The organism is Ferrovibrio sp., from assembly GCF_046297595.1.
Classification (GTDB): domain Bacteria; phylum Pseudomonadota; class Alphaproteobacteria; order Ferrovibrionales; family Ferrovibrionaceae; genus Ferrovibrio.
Window position 1 is genome coordinate 402,029 of record NZ_JBKBHT010000001.1, and the last position, 19,047, is coordinate 421,075.

At 62.2% G+C, this 19,047-nt stretch carries 21 protein-coding genes; 12 read left to right on the top strand and 9 right to left on the bottom strand.

Annotated features, from left to right (window positions below):
- Positions 1–50: 50 nt before the first annotated feature.
- From ACK4FJ_RS02040 to ACK4FJ_RS02060, 5 genes are all read left to right on the top strand, one after another.
- Positions 51–1,466 carry a Wadjet anti-phage system protein JetA family protein gene (locus ACK4FJ_RS02040; RefSeq protein ID WP_409763258.1) on the top strand — a complete coding sequence of 472 codons (1,416 nt, stop codon included), beginning with the start codon at positions 51–53 and terminating at the stop codon, positions 1,464–1,466.
- On the top strand, positions 1,459–2,136 hold the full coding sequence (locus tag ACK4FJ_RS02045) for a DUF4194 domain-containing protein (RefSeq protein ID WP_409763260.1): 678 nt from the start codon (positions 1,459–1,461) through the stop codon (positions 2,134–2,136). The genes ACK4FJ_RS02040 and ACK4FJ_RS02045 overlap by 8 nt, the downstream gene beginning before the upstream one ends.
- Positions 2,136–5,597: an SbcC/MukB-like Walker B domain-containing protein gene (locus tag ACK4FJ_RS02050; protein ID WP_409763263.1), complete on the top strand. Its 3,462-nt coding sequence runs from the start codon at positions 2,136–2,138 to the stop codon at positions 5,595–5,597. The genes ACK4FJ_RS02045 and ACK4FJ_RS02050 overlap by 1 nt, the downstream gene beginning before the upstream one ends.
- A gap of 49 nt (positions 5,598–5,646) precedes the next feature.
- The gene (locus ACK4FJ_RS02055; RefSeq protein ID WP_409763266.1) at positions 5,647–6,744 is read left to right on the top strand and encodes a Wadjet anti-phage system protein JetD domain-containing protein; all 1,098 of its coding nucleotides are present in this window, start codon (positions 5,647–5,649) and stop codon (positions 6,742–6,744) included.
- 249 nt (positions 6,745–6,993) lie between these two features.
- Positions 6,994–7,293: a DUF6455 family protein gene (locus ACK4FJ_RS02060; RefSeq protein WP_409763269.1), complete on the top strand. Its 300-nt coding sequence runs from the start codon at positions 6,994–6,996 to the stop codon at positions 7,291–7,293.
- A gap of 6 nt (positions 7,294–7,299) precedes the next feature.
- Here the strand turns inward: ACK4FJ_RS02060 and ACK4FJ_RS02065 are convergent, their stop codons facing one another.
- Genes ACK4FJ_RS02065 through ACK4FJ_RS02080 form a run of 4 tightly spaced genes read right to left on the bottom strand, consistent with a single transcriptional unit; the run spans position 7,300 to position 9,002 of the window.
- Positions 7,300–7,773, bottom strand: coding sequence for a cytochrome C (locus ACK4FJ_RS02065; protein WP_409763272.1), 474 nt, complete (start codon positions 7,771–7,773; stop codon positions 7,300–7,302).
- Positions 7,774–7,775: 2 nt separating this feature from the next.
- A complete protein-coding gene (locus ACK4FJ_RS02070; protein WP_409763275.1) occupies positions 7,776–8,204 on the bottom strand; it encodes a DUF1924 domain-containing protein in 429 nt (142 codons plus the stop codon).
- Complete coding sequence (locus ACK4FJ_RS02075) at positions 8,201–8,740, bottom strand: hypothetical protein (RefSeq protein WP_409763278.1); 540 nt, start codon at positions 8,738–8,740, stop codon at positions 8,201–8,203. Before ACK4FJ_RS02075 ends, ACK4FJ_RS02070 begins: the two co-directional genes overlap by 4 nt.
- A complete protein-coding gene (locus ACK4FJ_RS02080; RefSeq protein ID WP_409763281.1) occupies positions 8,727–9,002 on the bottom strand; it encodes a hypothetical protein in 276 nt (91 codons plus the stop codon). The genes ACK4FJ_RS02075 and ACK4FJ_RS02080 overlap by 14 nt, the downstream gene beginning before the upstream one ends.
- A gap of 109 nt (positions 9,003–9,111) precedes the next feature.
- On the opposite strand from ACK4FJ_RS02080, the gene ACK4FJ_RS02085 reads away from it, so the two are divergent.
- The 3 genes from ACK4FJ_RS02085 (at position 9,112) to ACK4FJ_RS02095 (ending at position 11,455) form a co-directional block, all read left to right on the top strand.
- Positions 9,112–9,429, top strand: a complete 318-nt coding sequence (locus tag ACK4FJ_RS02085; protein ID WP_409763283.1) for a PepSY domain-containing protein — start codon at positions 9,112–9,114, stop codon at positions 9,427–9,429.
- The gene (locus ACK4FJ_RS02090; RefSeq protein ID WP_409763286.1) at positions 9,426–10,094 is read left to right on the top strand and encodes a response regulator transcription factor; all 669 of its coding nucleotides are present in this window, start codon (positions 9,426–9,428) and stop codon (positions 10,092–10,094) included. The genes ACK4FJ_RS02085 and ACK4FJ_RS02090 overlap by 4 nt, the downstream gene beginning before the upstream one ends.
- A gap of 131 nt (positions 10,095–10,225) precedes the next feature.
- Positions 10,226–11,455 carry a sensor histidine kinase gene (locus ACK4FJ_RS02095; RefSeq protein ID WP_409763289.1) on the top strand — a complete coding sequence of 410 codons (1,230 nt, stop codon included), beginning with the start codon at positions 10,226–10,228 and terminating at the stop codon, positions 11,453–11,455.
- Here the strand turns inward: ACK4FJ_RS02095 and ACK4FJ_RS02100 are convergent.
- The 5 genes from ACK4FJ_RS02100 to ACK4FJ_RS02120 all read right to left on the bottom strand — a co-directional run bounded on the left by ACK4FJ_RS02100 (position 11,448) and on the right by ACK4FJ_RS02120 (position 14,695).
- Positions 11,448–11,846 (bottom strand): hypothetical protein, encoded by a 399-nt coding sequence (locus tag ACK4FJ_RS02100; protein WP_409763291.1) that lies wholly within the window; start codon positions 11,844–11,846, stop codon positions 11,448–11,450. The two genes, ACK4FJ_RS02095 and ACK4FJ_RS02100, sit on opposite strands and share 8 nt — an antisense overlap.
- 11 nt (positions 11,847–11,857) lie before the next feature.
- A complete protein-coding gene (locus tag ACK4FJ_RS02105) occupies positions 11,858–12,157 on the bottom strand; it encodes a hypothetical protein (protein WP_409763294.1) in 300 nt (99 codons plus the stop codon).
- Complete coding sequence (locus ACK4FJ_RS02110; RefSeq protein WP_409763297.1) at positions 12,154–12,477, bottom strand: hypothetical protein; 324 nt, start codon at positions 12,475–12,477, stop codon at positions 12,154–12,156. Before ACK4FJ_RS02110 ends, ACK4FJ_RS02105 begins: the two co-directional genes overlap by 4 nt.
- A gap of 84 nt (positions 12,478–12,561) precedes the next feature.
- Positions 12,562–14,409 (bottom strand): sodium:solute symporter family protein, encoded by a 1,848-nt coding sequence (locus ACK4FJ_RS02115; protein WP_409763300.1) that lies wholly within the window; start codon positions 14,407–14,409, stop codon positions 12,562–12,564.
- A 19-nt stretch (positions 14,410–14,428) separates the two neighbouring features.
- Positions 14,429–14,695: a DUF4212 domain-containing protein gene (locus tag ACK4FJ_RS02120; RefSeq protein ID WP_409763303.1), complete on the bottom strand. Its 267-nt coding sequence runs from the start codon at positions 14,693–14,695 to the stop codon at positions 14,429–14,431.
- A gap of 173 nt (positions 14,696–14,868) precedes the next feature.
- Between ACK4FJ_RS02120 and ACK4FJ_RS02125 the strand changes: the two genes are divergently transcribed.
- The 4 genes from ACK4FJ_RS02125 to ACK4FJ_RS02140 all read left to right on the top strand — a co-directional run bounded on the left by ACK4FJ_RS02125 (position 14,869) and on the right by ACK4FJ_RS02140 (position 19,045).
- The gene (locus ACK4FJ_RS02125) at positions 14,869–15,468 is read left to right on the top strand and encodes a hypothetical protein (protein ID WP_409763306.1); all 600 of its coding nucleotides are present in this window, start codon (positions 14,869–14,871) and stop codon (positions 15,466–15,468) included.
- A 3-nt stretch (positions 15,469–15,471) separates the two neighbouring features.
- Positions 15,472–16,233 (top strand): PolC-type DNA polymerase III, encoded by a 762-nt coding sequence (locus ACK4FJ_RS02130; protein WP_409763309.1) that lies wholly within the window; start codon positions 15,472–15,474, stop codon positions 16,231–16,233.
- Positions 16,226–17,701, top strand: coding sequence for a DUF294 nucleotidyltransferase-like domain-containing protein (locus ACK4FJ_RS02135; protein ID WP_409763312.1), 1,476 nt, complete (start codon positions 16,226–16,228; stop codon positions 17,699–17,701). Before ACK4FJ_RS02130 ends, ACK4FJ_RS02135 begins: the two co-directional genes overlap by 8 nt.
- A 252-nt stretch (positions 17,702–17,953) precedes the next feature.
- Positions 17,954–19,045 carry a YeeE/YedE thiosulfate transporter family protein gene (locus ACK4FJ_RS02140; protein ID WP_409763315.1) on the top strand — a complete coding sequence of 364 codons (1,092 nt, stop codon included), beginning with the start codon at positions 17,954–17,956 and terminating at the stop codon, positions 19,043–19,045.
- The last annotated feature ends 2 nt before the right edge of the window (positions 19,046–19,047 follow it).

Sequence of the window (19,047 nt, forward strand, 5' to 3'; positions counted from 1 at the left end):
TCAACGCTCCCTTGTTTCGGAATGATATCGTGTTATCTAATATGTAATCAATGTTATCAATCGACAAGAAACTCCCCTCCCTCCTGAAGCCGCTGAGTTCACCAACTGCGGCCCGAATGGCATTTATCCTCGATCATGTCGCGGAAACCCTATTCAGCGAGCTCGATGTCGACCTGCCGTCCCGACAAGAGGTGGTCGCAACCATCGGTGAGGCGCTGTCGCGTTGGACCTACGAGACGCCGGAAGAAGAAGGGTGGGATGGCGATACGCCACTCAACTACCTGATCTATAACCGCTTGCATGAATGCGGCTGGTTTGATGAAGACCGGGAGGGCTTCCGCGTTGGCGTGTCGATGACGATCGAAGGACAGACCGTCCTCAATTTCATCCGCGACTGGCAAACCCGAATTATCGAATCCTACCATGCCGATGTAAGCGTGATTTATCGCATCATGCAGGAGACGGTCGGCAACATCGATTTCAAGGCCGCCCGCAACCAGGCTGACCAGCTCAAGGTCGCAGCAGATAGCTCTGAGCGAATGAGCCGGCATTTCCGGGTCATCCTCGCGTCGCTGCGGCGCCAGGAGCGCGACATCATCCGACATCCCGAACTGCGGGACGCCGTTTCAGTCTTCTTCGACAGCTACATTTCCGACACCCTTGTGCGGGATTGGGCGGCCATCAAGTCAGTCCAATCGCCGTTCCGGTACCGCCCCGAAATCCTGTCGATGTGCTCGTCGGCCCTCGACATTCCGGCGCTGCGTGAGGCGCTGGCCGATGGGCTGGTCGACCGCAACCTCGCAAAGACAAGAAAGGATGGCGACACTCTAATCGCCGACTATCTCCGCAAGATCGAGCACACCTTCAAATCCTCAGAAGTGCTCCTGCGCCGGATCGACCGCATGATGGACCGGGTTCAGACCCGCCTGATGACTCGCATCCGATACACGGACAGCGTCCGCGGCAGCAATATTGCCCTGCTCGAAGAAATACGGGAGTGCCTCGATCAAGCTGACGATGCTGATTTCCCCGAAGATCTGCCGAGCGGTTTGATTTCGCCGTTACGTATCTATGACGTGAGTGCCCTGAAGCTTCCGACTATTCGCAAGGCCCCCACGGAAGGCGGTACTCGCCTGCGGAGATCTCTGACTGAAGAAGAAAGGCGTCGCGCTGAACTTCGGCAACATTTCGAATCACTTGGCTTCATTCATGCCGAGCAGCTGGCCGACTTTGCCATCCGACATCTAGGTGACAAGAGACAGGTGGTGCTAAATGAGGTGGAGATCGAGACGGTCGACGACCTGATGGGTGCGCTGGCCTTCTACGGGGCCGACCCTAGCGTCCGCGCCAAAATCGCGGAGAGTTTCGACATTGAATTCGATCTTGATGGTCAGCCCGTGGCTAACGAATGGTTCGAAGCGCCAAAAGTGACGATCAAGCAGAAACCGGAAGGCAGCCATGAGTGACGCAGAGCGCATTGCCGATCGCCTCGATTCTAGCGGTCAAATAAATGACGCCCGGTCTGCCATGCAGACGCTCCTGACACGGCAATTCCTCTACGAATCGGACATGCGGACACAGCGGTCCTACCGCTTTATCCGCGAGAACTGGCGTGAGATCGAGCCCTTGATCGACGTCATGGGTTTTAAGCCATACCGCGATTTCGAAGCCGGCGTTATCGGCATCCTGTTGCAACCGATCTTTGACCGCGAAGGAACCAAGATGCCGCCTCCGATGGAGCGCCGCATCAGCCTCCAGGAATCTCGCCTGCTCGTCGTCTTGAGACAGCTTTACCACATGGGAATGACCGGGGGGCATCCAGGCTGCCAGACTAGCGACCGTCCCGGCGTGATCATGACTTCGACCGACGACATCATGGCCGCGATGGCTGAGTACGGCCTCGATCGACAGTATCGCAATGTCAGCGCCCTGCTTGAAGACCTTAAGCTATTTGAACGCAACGGTATCATCGACGTAGAAGGTGTGGTCGGCGAAGGCAACCGGATTGTCAGCCTGCTTCCTGCCTTGCCGATCATCTTCGAAAATGATGGCTTCCTTGAGATGTTGGCCGCCTATGCTCGCGCTGCACTTGCAAAGAAGGGCAACATCGTACCAGACAACGAGGAGATCGACTGATGTATCGCCTTGAATCTATTTCTCTGGTCAATTGGTATTTGTTCAACCCGATCGACATCCCGATCAGTGGCCACACTGTAATCCTCGGCGAGAATGGTAGCGGTAAAACGTCGATCCTTGACGCCATCCAGACCGCTATACTCGGTAATGATGGACGGTTTCTGTCGCTCAATGCCCGACACGAACAGAAACGCGGCCCCAATAAGCGGACCGTCAAAAGCTACATGCTCGGGATCGCCGATGACGCAGAACCGCGGGACAGTGCATATACCTACATCACGCTTGGATTTCGCAATGATTTCCTAGAGCAAGAGGTAACGATCGGCGTCGCCTTGTCCGTGTCGGCGAACCAGGACGACGAGACCATTGAGCAGCTTTTCATTGTGCCAGGCCGGATTCTCACAAAGGATGACCTTTGTGTTATCAGCGATGGCATCGCCACTCCGATCCGCTGGCCTGACCTGAAGAGAGCCTTGGTCGATGAAGGCCTCGAACCAATCGGGGATACCAGGCCGACGCGTTTCCGGAAGGCCTATATGGAGATCCTTAACCCAGGCTCCCGAGGGTTCTCCTCGGTCGATGATGACCGTTTTGTCCGTATTTTTCGCCAGACACTGGAGTTTAAGGTCGAGAATATCGTCGACGTCACATCTTTCATGCGCAAGTTCGTACTGCCCGACCGTGAACTTCCTCTTGATGATTGGCGCAACCAGTACAGATCGCTGAACGAATACGTCCAGCGCATCAACATTGTCGAGACCGAGATTTCGGCGATCCGCGCCGTGCAGACTGCCGCAGTCAATCTAAGATCAGCAGAAGTTGGCCTGATGGCGGCAAATTGGGCGACAGAACGTCTGCCGCATCTGACCCAGATACGGAAATACCGAGATGCCATGCGCAAGCTCGGAATAGAGAAAGCCCGCAAGATTGAACTTGGCGGTGTTCTCGAAGGACTCAACCGCCGCAAAAACGACGCAGAACAGCGCCGCAACGAACTGGACAAGATCTTCTCATCTTCCTCTGAGCAGGTGGGAATTCTGAAGGCGGAACACCTGGCGGATGGTGTCCGTACTACGCTGAACGAGACTGAAGTAAAGATTGCCCAGTTCAGGAACGCTTTTGCCGGCATCCCGCGGGTTGTCCGTGACGTCGGAGAGATCGTCCGCGAGGCCGAAAAGAAAGGCCAAGCGCGCCTTGTCTCTGAACTTGCCGCCTCGCTGCGCGTCGCAGAGAACGCATCGGCAGACCTCGCCGTGGCCGGTGCTGGCACGGGCCATGACTGGATAGAGGGACGAGAGGGGTATCATGCAGCCCTTAAACGGCTGAAAACATCGCCGTTCCGTTCGGCTCTGCAGGCCTTCCGCGATGACATCGTGTCCAGAACCGCTCCCTCAAAAAAAGAGTTGGAGGAGCTGCGCGGCCGCCTTGCCAGTGTCGGTGGCGGTCGGTCGCCGCTCCCAGGGGATACACGGGAGCTGATCGATGAGCTTCGGAGCCACGGCATTTCCGCCACCACCATTTCTGCCGAGGCCGATATACGTCCGGGATTCGAGGATTGGCGTGGCATCGCTGAGGCGATTTTGGGTGATTGGTGTCACGCCATCATCGTTCCACCTGCCGATGTCGAGAAAGCGATCGGTGTGATCCGGAGGGGCCGGCGAAACGAGCCCCTCTTACGGACCAACAAGACGCCGGCAATGATTGTAGAGCCTGACTCGAAAAGCTTGGCGTATGTCGTAGAATCGAAAAATCCTCATGCCGCGGCCTATATTCGCCAGACCCTTGGCAACATCGAGAGGGTTGCCTCCGAGGCTCAGCTGGCGTCCGTCGAACGTGGTGCTACGACTGACGGCATGTTTTCCAGCGGTTACGGTGTCCGGCGCCGCTGGATGAAATCGCTTCCCGAACTGTTCGGAAGGTCACAGACAGGGCTTGCCGATGCATTGCGTGAGCGCATCGGAGTCCTTGAACAAGAAATCCGAGAAAGCAGTGCCGACATTATCAGGGCCGAAAAGTTGCTTTCGAACCTTGATCAGTATGTGCGCGCAATCCCGGACACCCTCGGGGACTACCTGCAGCCCTTTGAAGAGCGGTCGCGCCTGAAAAACCGGCTTGAGGAATTGACCGATTCCATCAAGAAGCTGCAAGACAAAGTTGACCCTGAAATTGCCAGCGAGATGGCACATATTCGGAGGAACCTGGACGATCTCGAGGACGAAATCCGGCTAGCCCAGGATGATCACCAGAAGGCCCATGATCAGACGATTTCCCTTGGCAAGGATGCCGAATCAGCCCGCCAGAATCGGGAAGAACGTCGCAACACACTTGTCGGCCTGCGCGCCGGCTGGAAGGCCTCTGGCGTCCATGTCTCCATTCTTGTCGAGGGTCTTGCCCTGATCCGCGCGCTGCAGGAGAAGCCTGGTGCCATTAACGAACTGCTGAATGAACACCGCAAGAAAGCCAGCGGTCGGAAGAACCGCAGTAACGGCCTGCTTGGCGAAGCGCGCGGGAACTATGTGAAGTTATTTCCGCAGAAATTCGTTCCCGACATCATTGGCGAAGATATCTTCGAGGTGACAGGACGCCTTGCCGATTGGTCTCGTGATCGCATTCAGACGCTTGAGAACGACGAGCTGCTGCCGTATCGCGAGAAGGCTGCCGCGGCCCAGGAAATGTGGCTGGAAAAGACCCGTACCGACTTCATGCAGCAGATGCGCGGCCTCCTTCATGAGCTTAGCCTCATCAAGAGCCGCCTAAGCGGTAACATGGAACGCCGGATGTTCAACCGGTCGGTCTACAAGATCAGTATGGAAGCCGAGCCTGATATGCGGGCAGTCATCGATCTTGCCAACAATATCGAGCATCGCGGCCACAAGTTTACTCAGTCCTACATAGACGCCAACCCGGCTGATCCTGACGTCGTAGCGATCGGAACTCTGATGACCATGCTGACCGGGAATACTGCCGGCAGCGAGGCGTTAACGCGGTTCACCGATTATCGGAACTACTATACCTTCGACATCTCCATTCATGATCCCGTTACCGGCAAGGAGAAGAGCCGCTTCACCAAGCGTGTCGCTTCGGCCTCGGGTGGCGAACGCGACGTGCCGTTCTACATCTGCCTCGGCGTGGCAATGGCAATGACATATTTCGGGCGTCTGGATGAAGAGGAAATGAGCCGAAAGTCCGGCGTTGTCCTCCTCGATGAGGCATTCAACAATCTCGATCCAGGCAACGTCGCGAAGATCATCGAATATTTTCGTTCGATCGGGCTTCAGATCGTCTGCGCTGCGCCAAGCACCAACCGTGCGGTTTATACTCAGGTTATGCGCCGCGTGATCAATATCACTAAGGTCGGTGACTGCGTCGAGCTGCTGCCAGCAAAGATCACGCAGAAAGCCAATGATCTCGTGCGTAGGGCCAACCCGTCGATCACGGACGAGGGCGGCCTGCATGCGTGATGGGCTCCGGTCATTCCTGATCCGGATCCTTGACCGGATTGACCGAGGAATGCCGGCCAAGATGCCATTGAAGGCCAGCGATGTCCCGATCTTGGGCCGTGAACAGGACATGGTCGATATCGCCGACCTGGACAAACGCGGGCTGCTGAAGTTCATCCGTGACAGCAAGGACGTAGTGGACGGACATCCAGGTCGGGTCGAAATCCTGAAGCCGGCTGAAATGGCGAGGCTGCTGTCCCACAAGTCCCATAGCAGTCGCCTTGCCGAAGCCAGATCAATTATCGACGAGATTGTAGGAGAGAGGCAGGATTTCCTGGCCCAGGCCGGCGCCCTGCTTCTTGAGGCGTGGCAGGCTCGCCGGCCTGCTTTCGGATTGCGGGTCGAGGAAACCGACCACCTGAAGCTTATGATGACATTCCTTGATGCGATCTCACGCGGAGCTCACCAGAACAAGGACGTCCGCCAATTCAGTACAAGCCTTGGCCTCGGCAGCAAGGATTTCGAATCCGTCCAATCCGTCCTCATCAAGATATTGGCGCGGCTGTTCGATCTCCCTGAAAACGATGCCCTACTTGAGACCATCGGTCTTGTCCGCTACGGGCAGCCAGTGCTCGTCTCAGGCCCAGTAGCACTCGACGGATGCGTCCTACCAACTGCCCCTTATATTGCCATTCCACCGGAGAATGCCGGCCGCCTGCGACCGGCTGAAGGCGCCCGATACCTGCTGACGATTGAAAACCTGGCGTCGTTCCACCGGCAAGTCAGAAGCGTTAAGGATGGCGGCATCGTCATCTTTACCGGTGGGTTCCCCGCACCGGCCATTATCGCTGCCGTGACCGGTGTCTCTGGCCACAATCCGGAATTTCCCAAGTTCCATTGGGGTGATATCGATGCCGGCGGCTTAACGATCTTCCATTTCCTGGAAGATCACCTGCCCGGCCTAGCTCCACACTTAATGACCAAGGAGCTTGCTGCCGGTGGATCACCCATCCAGCCCGACCGACGCCTCGACACCATTGCCGGATCTGGATCAGCCGTCGCCGGCCTCGCTGACTGGCTCCGTGGGGCCGACGCTCGGAAACTTGAACAGGAAGCGCTGGAACCACGGTCTCCCCTTGGAGATACCTCGGAAAATGACACAGTCTGACGACGCGTAGGGCGGGTGCCAGCGCAGACGCAAGTTATGCCCACCGGCTGGCAGGCAAAGTCATTTTATGCTCAATTCGAGGTCAGGTTATGCCATCACGGTGACGGCATAACCTTCTGATTTTCTTCAGTCGTCGGTGTCACTTTATGGGGTCACCGACACATGACGCCCCTTGTTGATCCAGCGCAAAGTCAGGTCGCGGGAAAGGAATAGGCTGGTCTCCAACGATTTCCCGAGGAGGACCCGGCCATGGACGCTCTCTGCACCGCAATCGACCGTCGCGCCGGCCTGATGCAGAAGATGATGGATCGCCTGAATGTCGACCTGGAGGCCTCGGCCCTGGTCGCGCTGGGCACCCGACTGGGCGGCGCGGCACGCGCCTGCTTCTTCTGCCGCCATGCCGATGAATGCCAGCGCTGGTTCGAGGCCGGCGCCGCCGATGACGGCTACCGCCGCTTCTGCCCCAATGCCGACCGGTTCGAAAACCTGCCCCACCGCGAAGCCGGCCACGCGACAGCGGCGATGCCGGGCAGATGGTCGGACCAGTAAGGACGGTTAATCGTCGAACCAGCCCCGGTCGGCTCCCGTGTGGCAGGCCTGGCAGTTCGATTTCGTGACCACTTTCGGATCGCGCCAGACGCGGTCGGGGAAATCATGCTCGCGCAGGAAAGCCGGGTTTTCGGTAATCCTGCGCGGCACGCCGTCTGGCGCCACCCAGCGCATGAAGTCGCGCAGCCCCCTGCCGGTGCCGGCATCGCCGGCATGGCCGACCAGATAGGCTTCGATCTGCGCCGCCTGTTCCGCCGGCAGGACGACCTCCTCGCCGAAATGATCGGACAGATCCCGCATCAGCGCCGACCATGAACGGCCCGGCAGAAAGCCCGGCGGGAAGGCCATGTGGCATTCGCCACAGACTTTTCGGGTAAGCGGGTCATCAACGGGGGCGACATATTTGCCACCCGCATGGGAGATCGCCGGCATGGCCGCCAACAGGCATGCCGCGACGATCAGGGCCGGAAACCGAGCCATCCCTATTGCCCCATCATGAAGGTGATGTAGTCGCCGCGTTCCAGCGGTGTGCAGTCGCGTCCCAGCACGCTTTTGCAGTCGCGGGTGAAATGCTTGTCCACCTGGGCCGCGTCGGTATAGCGCCGCGGATCGACGGAAACCGCGACCGGATCGATCGGCCGCCCGGTCTTGGCGTTGCGGCCAGGCTGACGCGGATCGGCGGTATGACACGACATGCAGGATGGCGTGCGCGCATCGCCGCCAGCGAAACTGCCGCGAAACAGCGCCTCGCCGCGCTGGGCCGAGAATCCGGCGAAACCCGGAATGGCGGCTCGTGCCCTGTCCGCATAATCGGCCAGGATCGTGGCGCGCTCAGTATTGCCAGCCGCCAGCGCGGCCAGAGGCAGGATGATTACCGCGCTGGCCAATGCCAGCCTGTATCGCCGTTTCATCGCACAATCTCCCTGCCATTTCGCGGCAGACTACTGCCTGACAGGCGCTGCGAAATCCAGCCCGTGATACGACGGCCGTTGTAGATCGCAATCACGAACGCAATATGGCCGAAGATCACCCATAACGCGGTTTCCGCCACGCCCTCATGCAGGTCTTCCATCCAGGTGACGAAATCGGCGATGGCGCCGGTGGCTGCCGCCAGCCCGACAATGCCAAGCAGCGCCACGGCGAACCAGGCGAAGAACGGGTTGCGCCCGCGCCGGCGGCCGAACCAGGCCAGCGTGCCGGTTATGTTGGGACGCGGCAGGCGCCACAGATTGCCCTGCGGTGCGAAGATGCCGACCAGCAGTCGGATGGCAATGGCCGCCAACACGATGTAACCCGCGAAAAGATGCAGGGCATAGGTGTCTTCATCTGCCGTCAGGTAGGCCACCAGAAAGCCGCCGGCCAGCACGGCATGCCACAGGCGCAGCAATGGCAGCGAGAGTTTTGCGATATTGAGCTTTGCCATGATCCTGCCCTCAGTCGTCGTCATGATCGCGGTGGCGGCGTTCTGAATGCCGCTCGCGATCTTTCTTGTGGCCCTCTCTGGTGGCCCCATCACGATCCTCGCGGCGATTGTCGGTCTGACGCGTCTGCGGTTGCAGATAACCGGTATCGGTTCCGGCCGCCGGAGTAGCCTGCACCATGCGGGTGTCTGGCATGGGCGCGTCGTCGGCCGTGCCGGCATAGACAGCGGCGGCGCCGGCAATGATGGCCGCTGCGGCCAGGCCCTGAAGAAGCATCTTGCGTAACATGGGTTTCGCTCCATTGTTTAACCGACCCGGATTATGCTCCTGAGCCGCTGAACCCAGCCTGACCGGCTCATTCATTCGCCGTTCAGCTTCACCCGGTTAAGCTGGCGCCATGAAAGTCCTGCATTTCCTGCTGCTCATCGGTTTGATTCTGCTGCCCGCCGTCTATCCGGCATCGGCAGGCGAAACCGATCACGACCGCGCCCGTCGCGCCGTGGAATCCGGTGAAATCAAGCCTTTGCGCGATATACTGGCTGCGGTCGAAAAGGCCCATGGCGGGCAATTGATCGAGGCCGATCTGGAGCATGAGCACGGCCGCATGGTGTATGAACTCAAGCTGCTGACTGTCGAGGGCCGGGTCGTGAAGCTTTATTATGATGCGCGGAGCGGCATGCCGTTGCAGCCGGGTGACCACGACCGTCGCAAATGAGAATTCTTGTCATTGAGGATGAGCCTGTCCTGGCCTTGCGTCTGCAGCAGACGCTGGAAGGTGCAGGCTTTGTCGTCGATGTCGCCTATGACGGCGAGGAAGGCTGGCATCTGGGCGACACGGAATCCTACGATGCCGCCGTGCTTGATCTCGGCCTGCCCAAGATCGACGGCGTCACCATCCTGCGGCGCTGGCGCGAAAACGGCCGGGCCTTTCCCGTATTGATCCTCACGGCGCGCAGCCGCTGGAGCGAAAAGATGGCCGGCTTCCAGGCCGGTGCCGACGATTACATGACCAAGCCATTCGAGATGGACGAAGTGGTCTACCGTTTGCACGCCTTGATCCGTCGCACTGCCGGCCATGCCCAACCGGAACTGACCTGCGGCAAACTACGACTCGACACCCTGGCCGGCCGCTTCAGTTTCGATGGCGCGCCGCTGCAATTGACGGCACAGGAATTTCGCATCCTGTCATACCTGATCCATCACGCCGGCAAGCTGGTCAGCCGCAGCGAACTGATCGAGCATGTCTACGACCGGCATTTCGATAACGACTCCAATGTTCTGGAAGTGCTGATCGGCCGCATCCGGCGCAAGCTGGGCGCAGAGCTGATCCACACTGTGCGTGGCCAGGGCTATCGCATGGCCGAGGATGCCACGTCGTGACAGGCAGCGAAACGACAGTCCCCAGACGCGGAACATCGCTCACCCTGCGACTGGTCGGCGCCGGTCTGATCTGGATGCTTGTCCTGCTTTCAGCCGGCGGCATCGTGCTGACGATGGCATTCCGCGAGTCGGTGCTGCAGGAATTCGGCCAGCGCCTCGATGCCCTGTTGCGCGGCATGATCGCAGTGACGGATATCGGCCCGGATGGCAGTCTCGTCATCACGCGACCGTTGGGCGATCCGCGCTTCGAGCAGATTTTCTCGGGCTGGTACTGGCAGGTCGCCGAGCCGTCCGGCCGGCTGATCCGTTCGCGTTCGCTCTGGGACAGCACGCTGCCCGTGCATGACGATGGCGCAGAGATGCGCCGGCATGAAATTTCCGGGCCGCGCGGCGAAACGCTTCTGGTGGCCGAGCGCGACCTGCATTTCCCCGGCATGACCGGTGCCGTGCATATTCTGGTCGCGAGCGACCGCCGCGAACTGGATGAGCGGATTCGCAGTTTTGACCTGTTGCTGCTGACGGCGTTGAGCCTGTTTGCCGTTGGAATGGCCTTTGCCGTCGTTCTGCAGGTTCGGTACGGCCTCAATCCGCTGCGAGCGATGACCACGGATTTGGCGGGCATCCGACGGGGCGATAGCCAGCGGCTAAATGGGCAATACCCGCAAGAGATCGCCCCACTGGCAGAAGCGATGAATGCCGTTCTGGAGCATGATGCGGCTTTGATCGAGCGCGCACGCACTCATGTCGGTAATCTGGCTCACAGCCTGAAGACCCCGCTCGCAGTCTTGCGCGCCGAGTTACGGGACTCCCCTAACAAGCCAGCCGTGGACGAACAGATCCGCATCATGACCCGCCTGATCGAACATCACCTGGCCCGCGCCTCGGCAACGGCGGGATCAGGCCGCGCCCTGGGTGGGCAGATTGCGGTCAGGCCCGTTGTCGAGGAAATCTCCGCCGTACTGGGACGCATCCATTCCAGCCGGCGGATCGGGATCGACATTCGGATATCTCCTGACGTCCAATTCCTTGGCGGCCGCGAAGACCTGGAAGAAATGCTGGGCAACCTGATGGAAAACGCCTGCAAATGGGCCCGCAGCCAGGTGCGCGTCACGGCGGCGGCAACTGAGCAACTGGTAATGTGCGTGGAAGATGATGGCCCGGGACTATCGCCGGATCAGGCGGCTAGGGTTTCCCGTCGCGGCGCGCGGCTTGACGAAGCAATGCCCGGCTGGGGCCTGGGGCTTGGGATCGTCACCGATCTCGTTGCCGTCAATGGTGGAACTCTGACCCTAGACCGGTCAGAGCTTGGGGGCTTGCGGGCCACGCTCACCCTGCCCGTCCCTGCCGGCTTGCTCAGTTGATCCCGAACCTCGCCCCGCCCAGCCAGAGCAGCAGGGCGAGCAGCCAGAACACCACGGCGACAAGTGTCGCATAAAGGGCGCAGCGCAGGTACAACTCGCGCAAGGTGCCGGTGATGATCCGCTGCGCCACTTCGGGCGTCAGTTCGATCTGCCGGCCCAGCAGAATCCAAACCTCCGTCTTCTTGTAGGACGCCCGCGTGACATGGCCTGCTTTGAGCAGCAGCACACAGGCCGCCAGCATGGTCAGGATCGCACCGGCCTTCAGGGCCTGCAGCGGCTCGGCGATCAGGCCGATCATCACGCACCAGATCGCCAGGGCGGCGAAGAAACAGCCGCGCCCCACCGAATGTATCGCCAATGTCCGCACCCTCTGTTCGACGGGCTCGGCCATGGCGGCTGGGCTCAGAGCAACCCGGGCAGGGTCAGCAATATGGCCGCGCCGAGCCAGACCAGCATCGAGGTCATGTCGCTGTCCTGACGGCCCGTGGCACGCTCGAAGATACCCGCCGGCACCGCCGCAAGCATCAGGGTCGAGATCGAAACGATCAGCGAGGTGCCATAGAGCAGCACGATCCGCGTCGGCGGCACGAATTCCGGCAGCCAGATCGGCGACATGATGAAAACCAGCGGCACGATCGGCGAGACGAAGCCATTCAGCAGCGTGACGCCCAGGATGGCAATGAAAACGGTTTGCGGGTTCATGACACGGCCTGCGTCAGGCTTGGCGCGAGCCCGTTGGCGGCAAAGATGAAATGGGCCACGTAACGCAGCGCGAAGCACCAGAACGCCGTCACCAGAGGCAGGAAGCGCAGGTTGACGAAGCGCGGCGTGATGAAGTCGGTCAGCCACACCGCCCAGTTGGTGAGCAGCTTGAAGAACCGGAAGATGTAGTTCGGATGATCCGGCGGCAGGAAGGCGGTCATCATGAACCGGCCGACACAGGTCCAGGCGATCAGGGCCAGGGCATAACTGACCGCCCAATACGGCAGGTAGCTCCAGAAAAAGTCGGGCTGCGATGTCATTGAAAATCCGGAAAGGGAATCAAAAAGAAAACGGCGGGGGCCAGTATAAGGCCCCCGCCGCTACTCACAAGAAGCGGTAAACGCTTAGTGACCGACCGCGTCCTCCGCCCGGGCGAGCTTAACGTCGCCCTTCGGGATGCGGATGCTGTCGATGAAGTCCTGCATCTCCTTCGGAGGCGCAGCCGTCATCAGGCTGACCACGTAGGTGACGATGAACGCCACCGGCATGCCGAACATGCCGCAGGAGATGTTCTTGACCCCGAACCACAGCGGCATGCCATAGAACTGGGTCATCACCAGGTAGTACACGCACATGGCATAGCCAGCCAGCATACCGGCGACCGCGCCGGGGCCGGTCGTGCGCTTCCACCAGATGCCCATCACCAGCGCCGGGAACAGGCCCGAAGCGGCGATCGAGAAGGCCCAGGCCACCATCGCGAGGATGGTCGAGGGCTTCGTCGATGCCGTGTACGCAGCGACAATCGCCACCAGGATCAGCAGCACGCGGCTGATGATCAGGCGACGCTTGGTCGGGGCATGCGGGTCGATCATGCGGTAGTAGATGTCGTGGCTGAGCGCGTTGGCGATGGCGAGCAGCAGGCCGTCGGCCGTGCTGAGCGCCGCCGCCAGACCGCCGGCCGCAACCAGGCCCGCGATGACATACGGCAGACCGGCGATTTCCGGCGTGGCGAGCACGATGGCATCCGCCGCGATACGGAACTCGTTCAGCTGCAGGATGCCGTCGGCATTGCCGGTCACGCCCTTGCAGAGCGCGAACTTCTGCACTGCGTCAGCCGCATCGCAGGCGCCGACCAGACCGATCGAGCCCCACGACTGCACCCAACCCGGCAGGGTCGCGACCTGCTGCCCGATCACATTCTGGTAGACTTCCAGCTTCGCGAAGACGGCATAGGACGGCGCGGTGAAGTAGAGCAGGAAGATGAAGAACAGGCTCCACGCCACCGACTGACGGGCCTCACGCACGCTCGGCGTGGTGAAGTAGCGCATCAGGATGTGCGGCAACGACGCCGTGCCGACCATCAAGCAGAGGATCAGCGCGAAGAAGTTCATGCCGTCGGTGAAGTTCATGTTGCCCTTGGCATCCGAGAACACCGCCGTGTGGCCCTTGACCACGCCGAGGGCCGGTTCCAGCGCCTGGATCTTCTCCAGGGCCTGACCGTACATCAGCTGCGGGATCGGCACGCCGGTCACCTTGGCCGACATGATCACGACCGGGATCAGGTAGGCGATGATCAGGATGATGTACTGCGCCACCTGGGTCCAGGTGACCGCGCGCATGCCACCCAGCATCGAGCAGACCAGAATGCCGGCCAGACCGACGAACACCGCGACCTCGAACGAGATGCCGAGGAAGCGCGAGGCGATGATGCCGACGCCGAAGATCTGCGCCGTCACATAGGTGAACGAGGCAGACACCAGCACGATCACGCCCGCGAAACGCGCGAGGTTGCCGCCGTACCGGGCGCCGAGGAAGTCAGGCACCGTGTACTGGCCGAACTTGCGCAGATACGGCGCCAGCAGGATCGACACCAGCAGGTAGCCGCCGGTCCAGCCCAGCACGAAGGCGAGGCCGTCGTAGCCGAGCAGGTAGAGCGAACCGGCCATGCCGATGAACGAGGCCGCCGACATCCAGTCGGAGCCCGTGGCCATGCCGTTGTAGAAGGCCGGCACCTTGCGGCCGGCGACGTAGTATTCGCCCATTTCCGCGGTGCGCGAGATGACGCCGATCAGCGCGTAGACGCCGACCGTCATGAACACGAACAGATAGCCGATCACCTTGTTGGAGACGCCCATCTGCTCGAGGATGGCGAGAACGATCACGAAAGCGGCGAAGCCGCCCGTGTAGATCCCGTAAATCTTGCCGAGGTTGTCGATAAAACTACGACCCCCGCCCTGTGTGTTGTTTGCCATAGCGGCGTTCCCCCCTGGGTTATTCGTCTTCGGCGACGCCGAATTCCTCGTCGATCGCATTCTGCTTCGAGGCGAACCAGAACAGCGAGATGACGAAGGCGATCAGCGAACCCTGCGCGGCCATGTAGAAGCCGAGCGGAAAACCGATGATGCGGATTCCGTTCAGCTGCGGCGCGAAGAAATGGATGACGAAGCTGAAGAAGAACCAGATCGCCAGCATCGTCCACATGAGGCCGGACGTTCTGGCCCAATAGGCCTTGGCCTTTTCCGGAGTTAGGTCTGACATGAAGCGCTCCTGCCCCTTGTTGTTATGGTTTGCTCATGACCTGACGACGGATTCGACCCGCACGCCAGCTTCGTGCAGTATAGGAGTCGGCACTTGCCACAGCCCATTAGACCAAAGTTTAAGCGAGGCGGGACAGGCATTTATGCCAGCGTACCACAGGGGAGAAACGCATTTTGCTGCGCCGCACACTCGAGTTCTTTTTTCCACCGCCGGTTTCGACGCCAGGTGAGCTGAAAGCCTTCGCCGCCGGCGAAGCCGCCTATCTGGCTCAGAAGACGGTGTTCGGCTATTGCCGGGTCAAGACCATGCTCGACTACGAGAAGTTGCTGGGCGAACCCGCCTTCCGCGACGCGCAGGAGGTCTGCCGCTGGGAGGCCTATGCCGGCACGCTGGGCGACATGCTGATCCTGATCGAGGGCTGGCTGCGGCCGGGCGATGCGGCCACCCGGCAAAGGCTCGCCGATTCGCTGGCGGCACTGTATCCGTCCATCATCGGCGAGGCGGTACCCGAACACCGTAAGGACTGGGCCGATGCCATCGCCGCCTTCCAGGGCCGCTTCGCCCTGGCCCGCGAATCGGAGCCCGCCCCGCCCGAGCGCGTGGTGACCGAAACCGCCCGGCTGATCCACGAGCTGGTGCCGATCGCCGACCGGCTGAAACGCAACGACCGCGAGGTGATCAACGGCGACCTGCGGCTGCACATGCTGGCCGCTCATGCCTCGATGCTGAAACGCTTCCGCCGCGATGCGCTGGTCGCGGCACTGACGGCATAACCCATGCGGCGGCGGCTGATCGGCGGCATGCAGCGCCTGCTCGGCGCGGTCCGCTCGGCACCCGTCGCCGCCCGCTTCACCCTGCCGGCCGACGAGCCGCTTTCTTCCCTGCCGGCCCTGCTGTTCGATACCGAGACGACGGGGCTGAACGTGCGCCGCGACCGGCTCGTGTCGCTGGGTGGCCTGCCCTGCCGCGGATCGGAGCCGCAGGACATGCCGCCGCTGGATTTCCTGGTGCATCCCGGCGTGAAGATCCCCCCCACCTCGACGGCGATCCACGGCATCGACGACGCCATGGTGGCGACCGCACCATCGCTGCCGCTGGTCTGGCCCAGCCTGCAGATGAGCTGGCAGGGCCGCGTGATGATCGGCCACAACATCGCCTATGACCTCGCCTTGCTGCGGCACGAGGCGGAACGCCACCGCCTGCCGTTCCATCCGCCGGCCGCAGCGCTGGATCTCGGCCTGCTCTATGCCGGTCTGAAGCCGCGCGCGGCAACGATCACGCTGGAGCATATCGCCGGCGAATTCGGCATCGCGGTCAACGGCCGCCACACGGCGCTGGGCGATGCCGAGGCCTGCCTCGGGATCTGGACCCGCATGCTGCCGGCACTCACCCGCATAGGCGTCGCCACGCTGGGCGGCGCGCAGGCCCTGATGCAGAAGCAGCGCGACATCCTGCATGGCCAGGGCAATGCCGGATGGTCCATCGAATTGCTGCTGCCGCATGGCCATACCCATGCCGCGAGGTCGACGCATGGCTGACATGCCCGGACATATTCCCGATCTGGAACCCTATCGCCGGCGTGTGGCCGAAATCATGCGCAGCCCGGCGCAGACCATCGCCGACGACGCGGCCTTGCCCGCCATCGCCAAACGCATGGCCGAGGATGCACGCGGCGCGCTGCTGGTGACCAACCGCTTCGACCAGGTGGTGGGCATCCTGACCGAACGCGACATCACCCGCGCGCTGGGCAGACATGCCGAGGCGGCGCTGAATTTGAGCGCGGCCGACATCATGACCCGCGAGGTGGTGGGCATCAACGAAAGCGCGTTCATGTTCCGCGCCATCGGCCGCATGCGCCGCATGAACCTGCGCTACCTGCCGGTGACCGACGATGCCGGGCGTTATACCGGCATGGTCTCGGCCCGCGCCCTGCTGGCCCTGCGTGCGCTGGACGGCCAGGTGATCGCCGACGAGCTGGACGTGGCGCAGACCGCCGAGGAGCTTGGCCATGCCCGCGCCGCCCTGCCGCAACTGGCGGCGCATCTGCTGCAGGATGGCAGTGGCGCGCGCGAGGTGGCCGCCGTGATCTCGGGCATCTATTGCGACATCACCGCACGCGCCAGCGCCATCGTGGAGGCGCAGATGCAGGCCGAGGGACAACCGGCGCCGGCGCCCTGGTGCATGCTGGTGCTGGGCTCGGGCGGGCGCGGCGAAAGCCTGCTGAAACCCGACCAGGACAACGCCATCGTGCATGCCGGCAGCAGTGAGGATGACGGCTGGTATGCCCGCGCCGGCGAGCGCGTGGCCGACCTGCTGGACGCCGCCGGCATCCCCTATTGCAAGGGCGGCGTGATGGCCAAGAACCCGGGCTGGCGCGGCGCCCAGGGCCAGTGGCGCAGCCGCGTGACGGACTGGATCAAGCGCCACTCGCCCGAGGCCTTGCTGAACGTCGACATCTTCTACGACCTCAAACCGGTCTACGGCGCGCTGCGCCTGGGCGAAGGGCTGCGCAACGAGGCGCTGGCGGCGGCGCGCTCCTCGCCAGTTTTCCTGCGCCTGCTGGCCGAGCAGTCGGCGCAGTTGCATCCCGCCATCGGCTTCTTCGGCCGGCTGCGCGCCGGCGAAGGCGGCCGCGTCGACCTCAAGCTCGGCGGCCTGCTGCCGCTGGTGAGCGCGGCGCGCCTGATGGCCCTGAAGCTGGGCAGCGGCGCCACCGCCACCGACGAGCGCCTGCGCGCCGTGGGCCAGGTGGGCCTGATCGGCCCGGAAGACCTCAACGGCCTGATCGAGGCCCAGGGCCTGCTGCTGCGCCTGATCCTGGAGCAGCAGATCGCCGACCTGGCCGCCGGGCGCGAGCCGGGCAGCAAGATCGATCCGGACGCCCTGAACCGCCGCGACCGCGACCGCCTGAAGGCGGCCCTGAAACACCTCGACCTGCTGCCCGACATGATCCAGGGCGTGCTGACCAGCCAGGCCAGCCTGACGCAGGTTCAGACGCCAGCCTGAAGAGCCCGGCCATGGGGCGCCGAAGGCGGGCGGCCTTGCGCCTCCGGAACGTGGTTTTGCGTCGTTTTGAGTCGGTTTTGCATGGTTAAGTCATTGAAATGCGTAAACCGGCCTGTGGATAAGAACATATCATAAACATAAGAAAAAAGCCAGCCCGTTTTCCCATCGGCGCCCCTTGTCGGCCTGCCGGCCAACCGCGCGGAACTTGACCCCGATCAAGGCCAATCGGGGAGTAGCCGCCATAATCACAGGATGGATTTGTCCTTCCTGATCGACCTGCTGGGCGAGCCCGGCGTCGCCACTGCCGGCGGGCTGGCCGTGGGGCTCGTATTCGGCGTGGCGGCCCAGCAGAGCCGGTTCTGCCTGCGCGCCGCCACGGTGGAATTCGGTCGCGGCATCCTGGGGCCGCAGCCCTTCTCGCCCGCCATCGTCGGTCCACGCATTTCGGTCTGGCTGCTCACCTTCGGCACGGCGATGGTCTGGACCCAGGCTTTGCAGGCCTTCGGCATCATGGATCTGCGCGAGGCACGCATGCTGGCCGTGCCCGGTTCGCTCTCGGGCGCCATCGTCGGCGGCCTGATGTTCGGCGCCGGCATGGTGCTGGCGCGCGGCTGTTCGGGGCGCATGCTGGTGCTGGCCGCCACGGGCAACCTGCGCGCCCTGCTCTCGGGCCTGGTCTTCGCCGTGGCCGCGCAGATGAGCCAGCGCGGGATTTTGAGCCCGCTGCGCGCCGAGATCGCCGGCTGGTGGACCACCGGCGGCAGCAACATCGACCTCACCGCCTGGCTCGGCATCGGCCATCGCGGCGGGCTGGCGCTGGGCATTCTGGCCGCCGCCGTGGCTTTGTATTTCGCCTGGCGCAATGCCGTGGGCCTGCGCGTGCTGGTGATGGCTTCGGGCGTCGGCTTCGCCATTCCGCTGGCCTGGCTGTTCACCTACACGCTGGCGCAGCAGAGCTTCACGCCGCTGCCCATCGAGGGCATCACCTTCAGCGGGCCTTCCGCAGCCACGCTGATGTTTTTCCTGCAGCCGCATGAAGCGAATTTCGCCATCGGCCTGGTGCCGGGTGCCTTCCTCGGCGCCTTCCTGGCGGCGGCCTTCACCGGCGAGCTGGAATTGCAGGGCTTCGAGGGCGGCGCCTCGATGCGGCGCTACCTGTTCGGCGCGGCACTGATGGGTATGGGCGGCATGCTGGCCGGCGGCTGCGCCATCGGCGCCGGCGTGACCGGCAGTTCGGCCTTCGCGCTCACGGCCTGGATCGCGCTGACCGGCATGTGGGTGGGCGCGATCACCACCGACGCCCTGCTCGACCGGCCGGCGGCTCTGGCCGCGCCCGCGCACTGATA

Coding starts and splice junctions, on each gene's coding strand:
- ACK4FJ_RS02050 (WP_409763263.1), top strand. CDS start 2,136: ATGTATCGCCTTGAATCTATTTCTCTGGTCAATTGGTATTTGTTCAAC.
- ACK4FJ_RS02075 (WP_409763278.1), bottom strand. CDS start 8,740: ATGACGACGACTGAGGGCAGGATCATGGCAAAGCTCAATATCGCAAAA.
- ACK4FJ_RS02090 (WP_409763286.1), top strand. CDS start 9,426: ATGAGAATTCTTGTCATTGAGGATGAGCCTGTCCTGGCCTTGCGTCTG.
- ACK4FJ_RS02070 (WP_409763275.1), bottom strand. CDS start 8,204: ATGAAACGGCGATACAGGCTGGCATTGGCCAGCGCGGTAATCATCCTG.
- ACK4FJ_RS02055 (WP_409763266.1), top strand. CDS start 5,647: ATGCCGGCCAAGATGCCATTGAAGGCCAGCGATGTCCCGATCTTGGGC.
- ACK4FJ_RS02100 (WP_409763291.1), bottom strand. CDS start 11,846: ATGGCCGAGCCCGTCGAACAGAGGGTGCGGACATTGGCGATACATTCG.
- ACK4FJ_RS02040 (WP_409763258.1), top strand. CDS start 51: ATGTTATCAATCGACAAGAAACTCCCCTCCCTCCTGAAGCCGCTGAGT.
- ACK4FJ_RS02135 (WP_409763312.1), top strand. CDS start 16,226: ATGGCTGACATGCCCGGACATATTCCCGATCTGGAACCCTATCGCCGG.
- ACK4FJ_RS02065 (WP_409763272.1), bottom strand. CDS start 7,773: ATGGCTCGGTTTCCGGCCCTGATCGTCGCGGCATGCCTGTTGGCGGCC.
- ACK4FJ_RS02085 (WP_409763283.1), top strand. CDS start 9,112: ATGAAAGTCCTGCATTTCCTGCTGCTCATCGGTTTGATTCTGCTGCCC.
- ACK4FJ_RS02105 (WP_409763294.1), bottom strand. CDS start 12,157: ATGAACCCGCAAACCGTTTTCATTGCCATCCTGGGCGTCACGCTGCTG.
- ACK4FJ_RS02120 (WP_409763303.1), bottom strand. CDS start 14,695: ATGTCAGACCTAACTCCGGAAAAGGCCAAGGCCTATTGGGCCAGAACG.
- ACK4FJ_RS02060 (WP_409763269.1), top strand. CDS start 6,994: ATGGACGCTCTCTGCACCGCAATCGACCGTCGCGCCGGCCTGATGCAG.
- ACK4FJ_RS02115 (WP_409763300.1), bottom strand. CDS start 14,409: ATGGCAAACAACACACAGGGCGGGGGTCGTAGTTTTATCGACAACCTC.
- ACK4FJ_RS02045 (WP_409763260.1), top strand. CDS start 1,459: ATGAGTGACGCAGAGCGCATTGCCGATCGCCTCGATTCTAGCGGTCAA.
- ACK4FJ_RS02080 (WP_409763281.1), bottom strand. CDS start 9,002: ATGTTACGCAAGATGCTTCTTCAGGGCCTGGCCGCAGCGGCCATCATT.
- ACK4FJ_RS02140 (WP_409763315.1), top strand. CDS start 17,954: ATGGATTTGTCCTTCCTGATCGACCTGCTGGGCGAGCCCGGCGTCGCC.
- ACK4FJ_RS02110 (WP_409763297.1), bottom strand. CDS start 12,477: ATGACATCGCAGCCCGACTTTTTCTGGAGCTACCTGCCGTATTGGGCG.
- ACK4FJ_RS02130 (WP_409763309.1), top strand. CDS start 15,472: ATGCGGCGGCGGCTGATCGGCGGCATGCAGCGCCTGCTCGGCGCGGTC.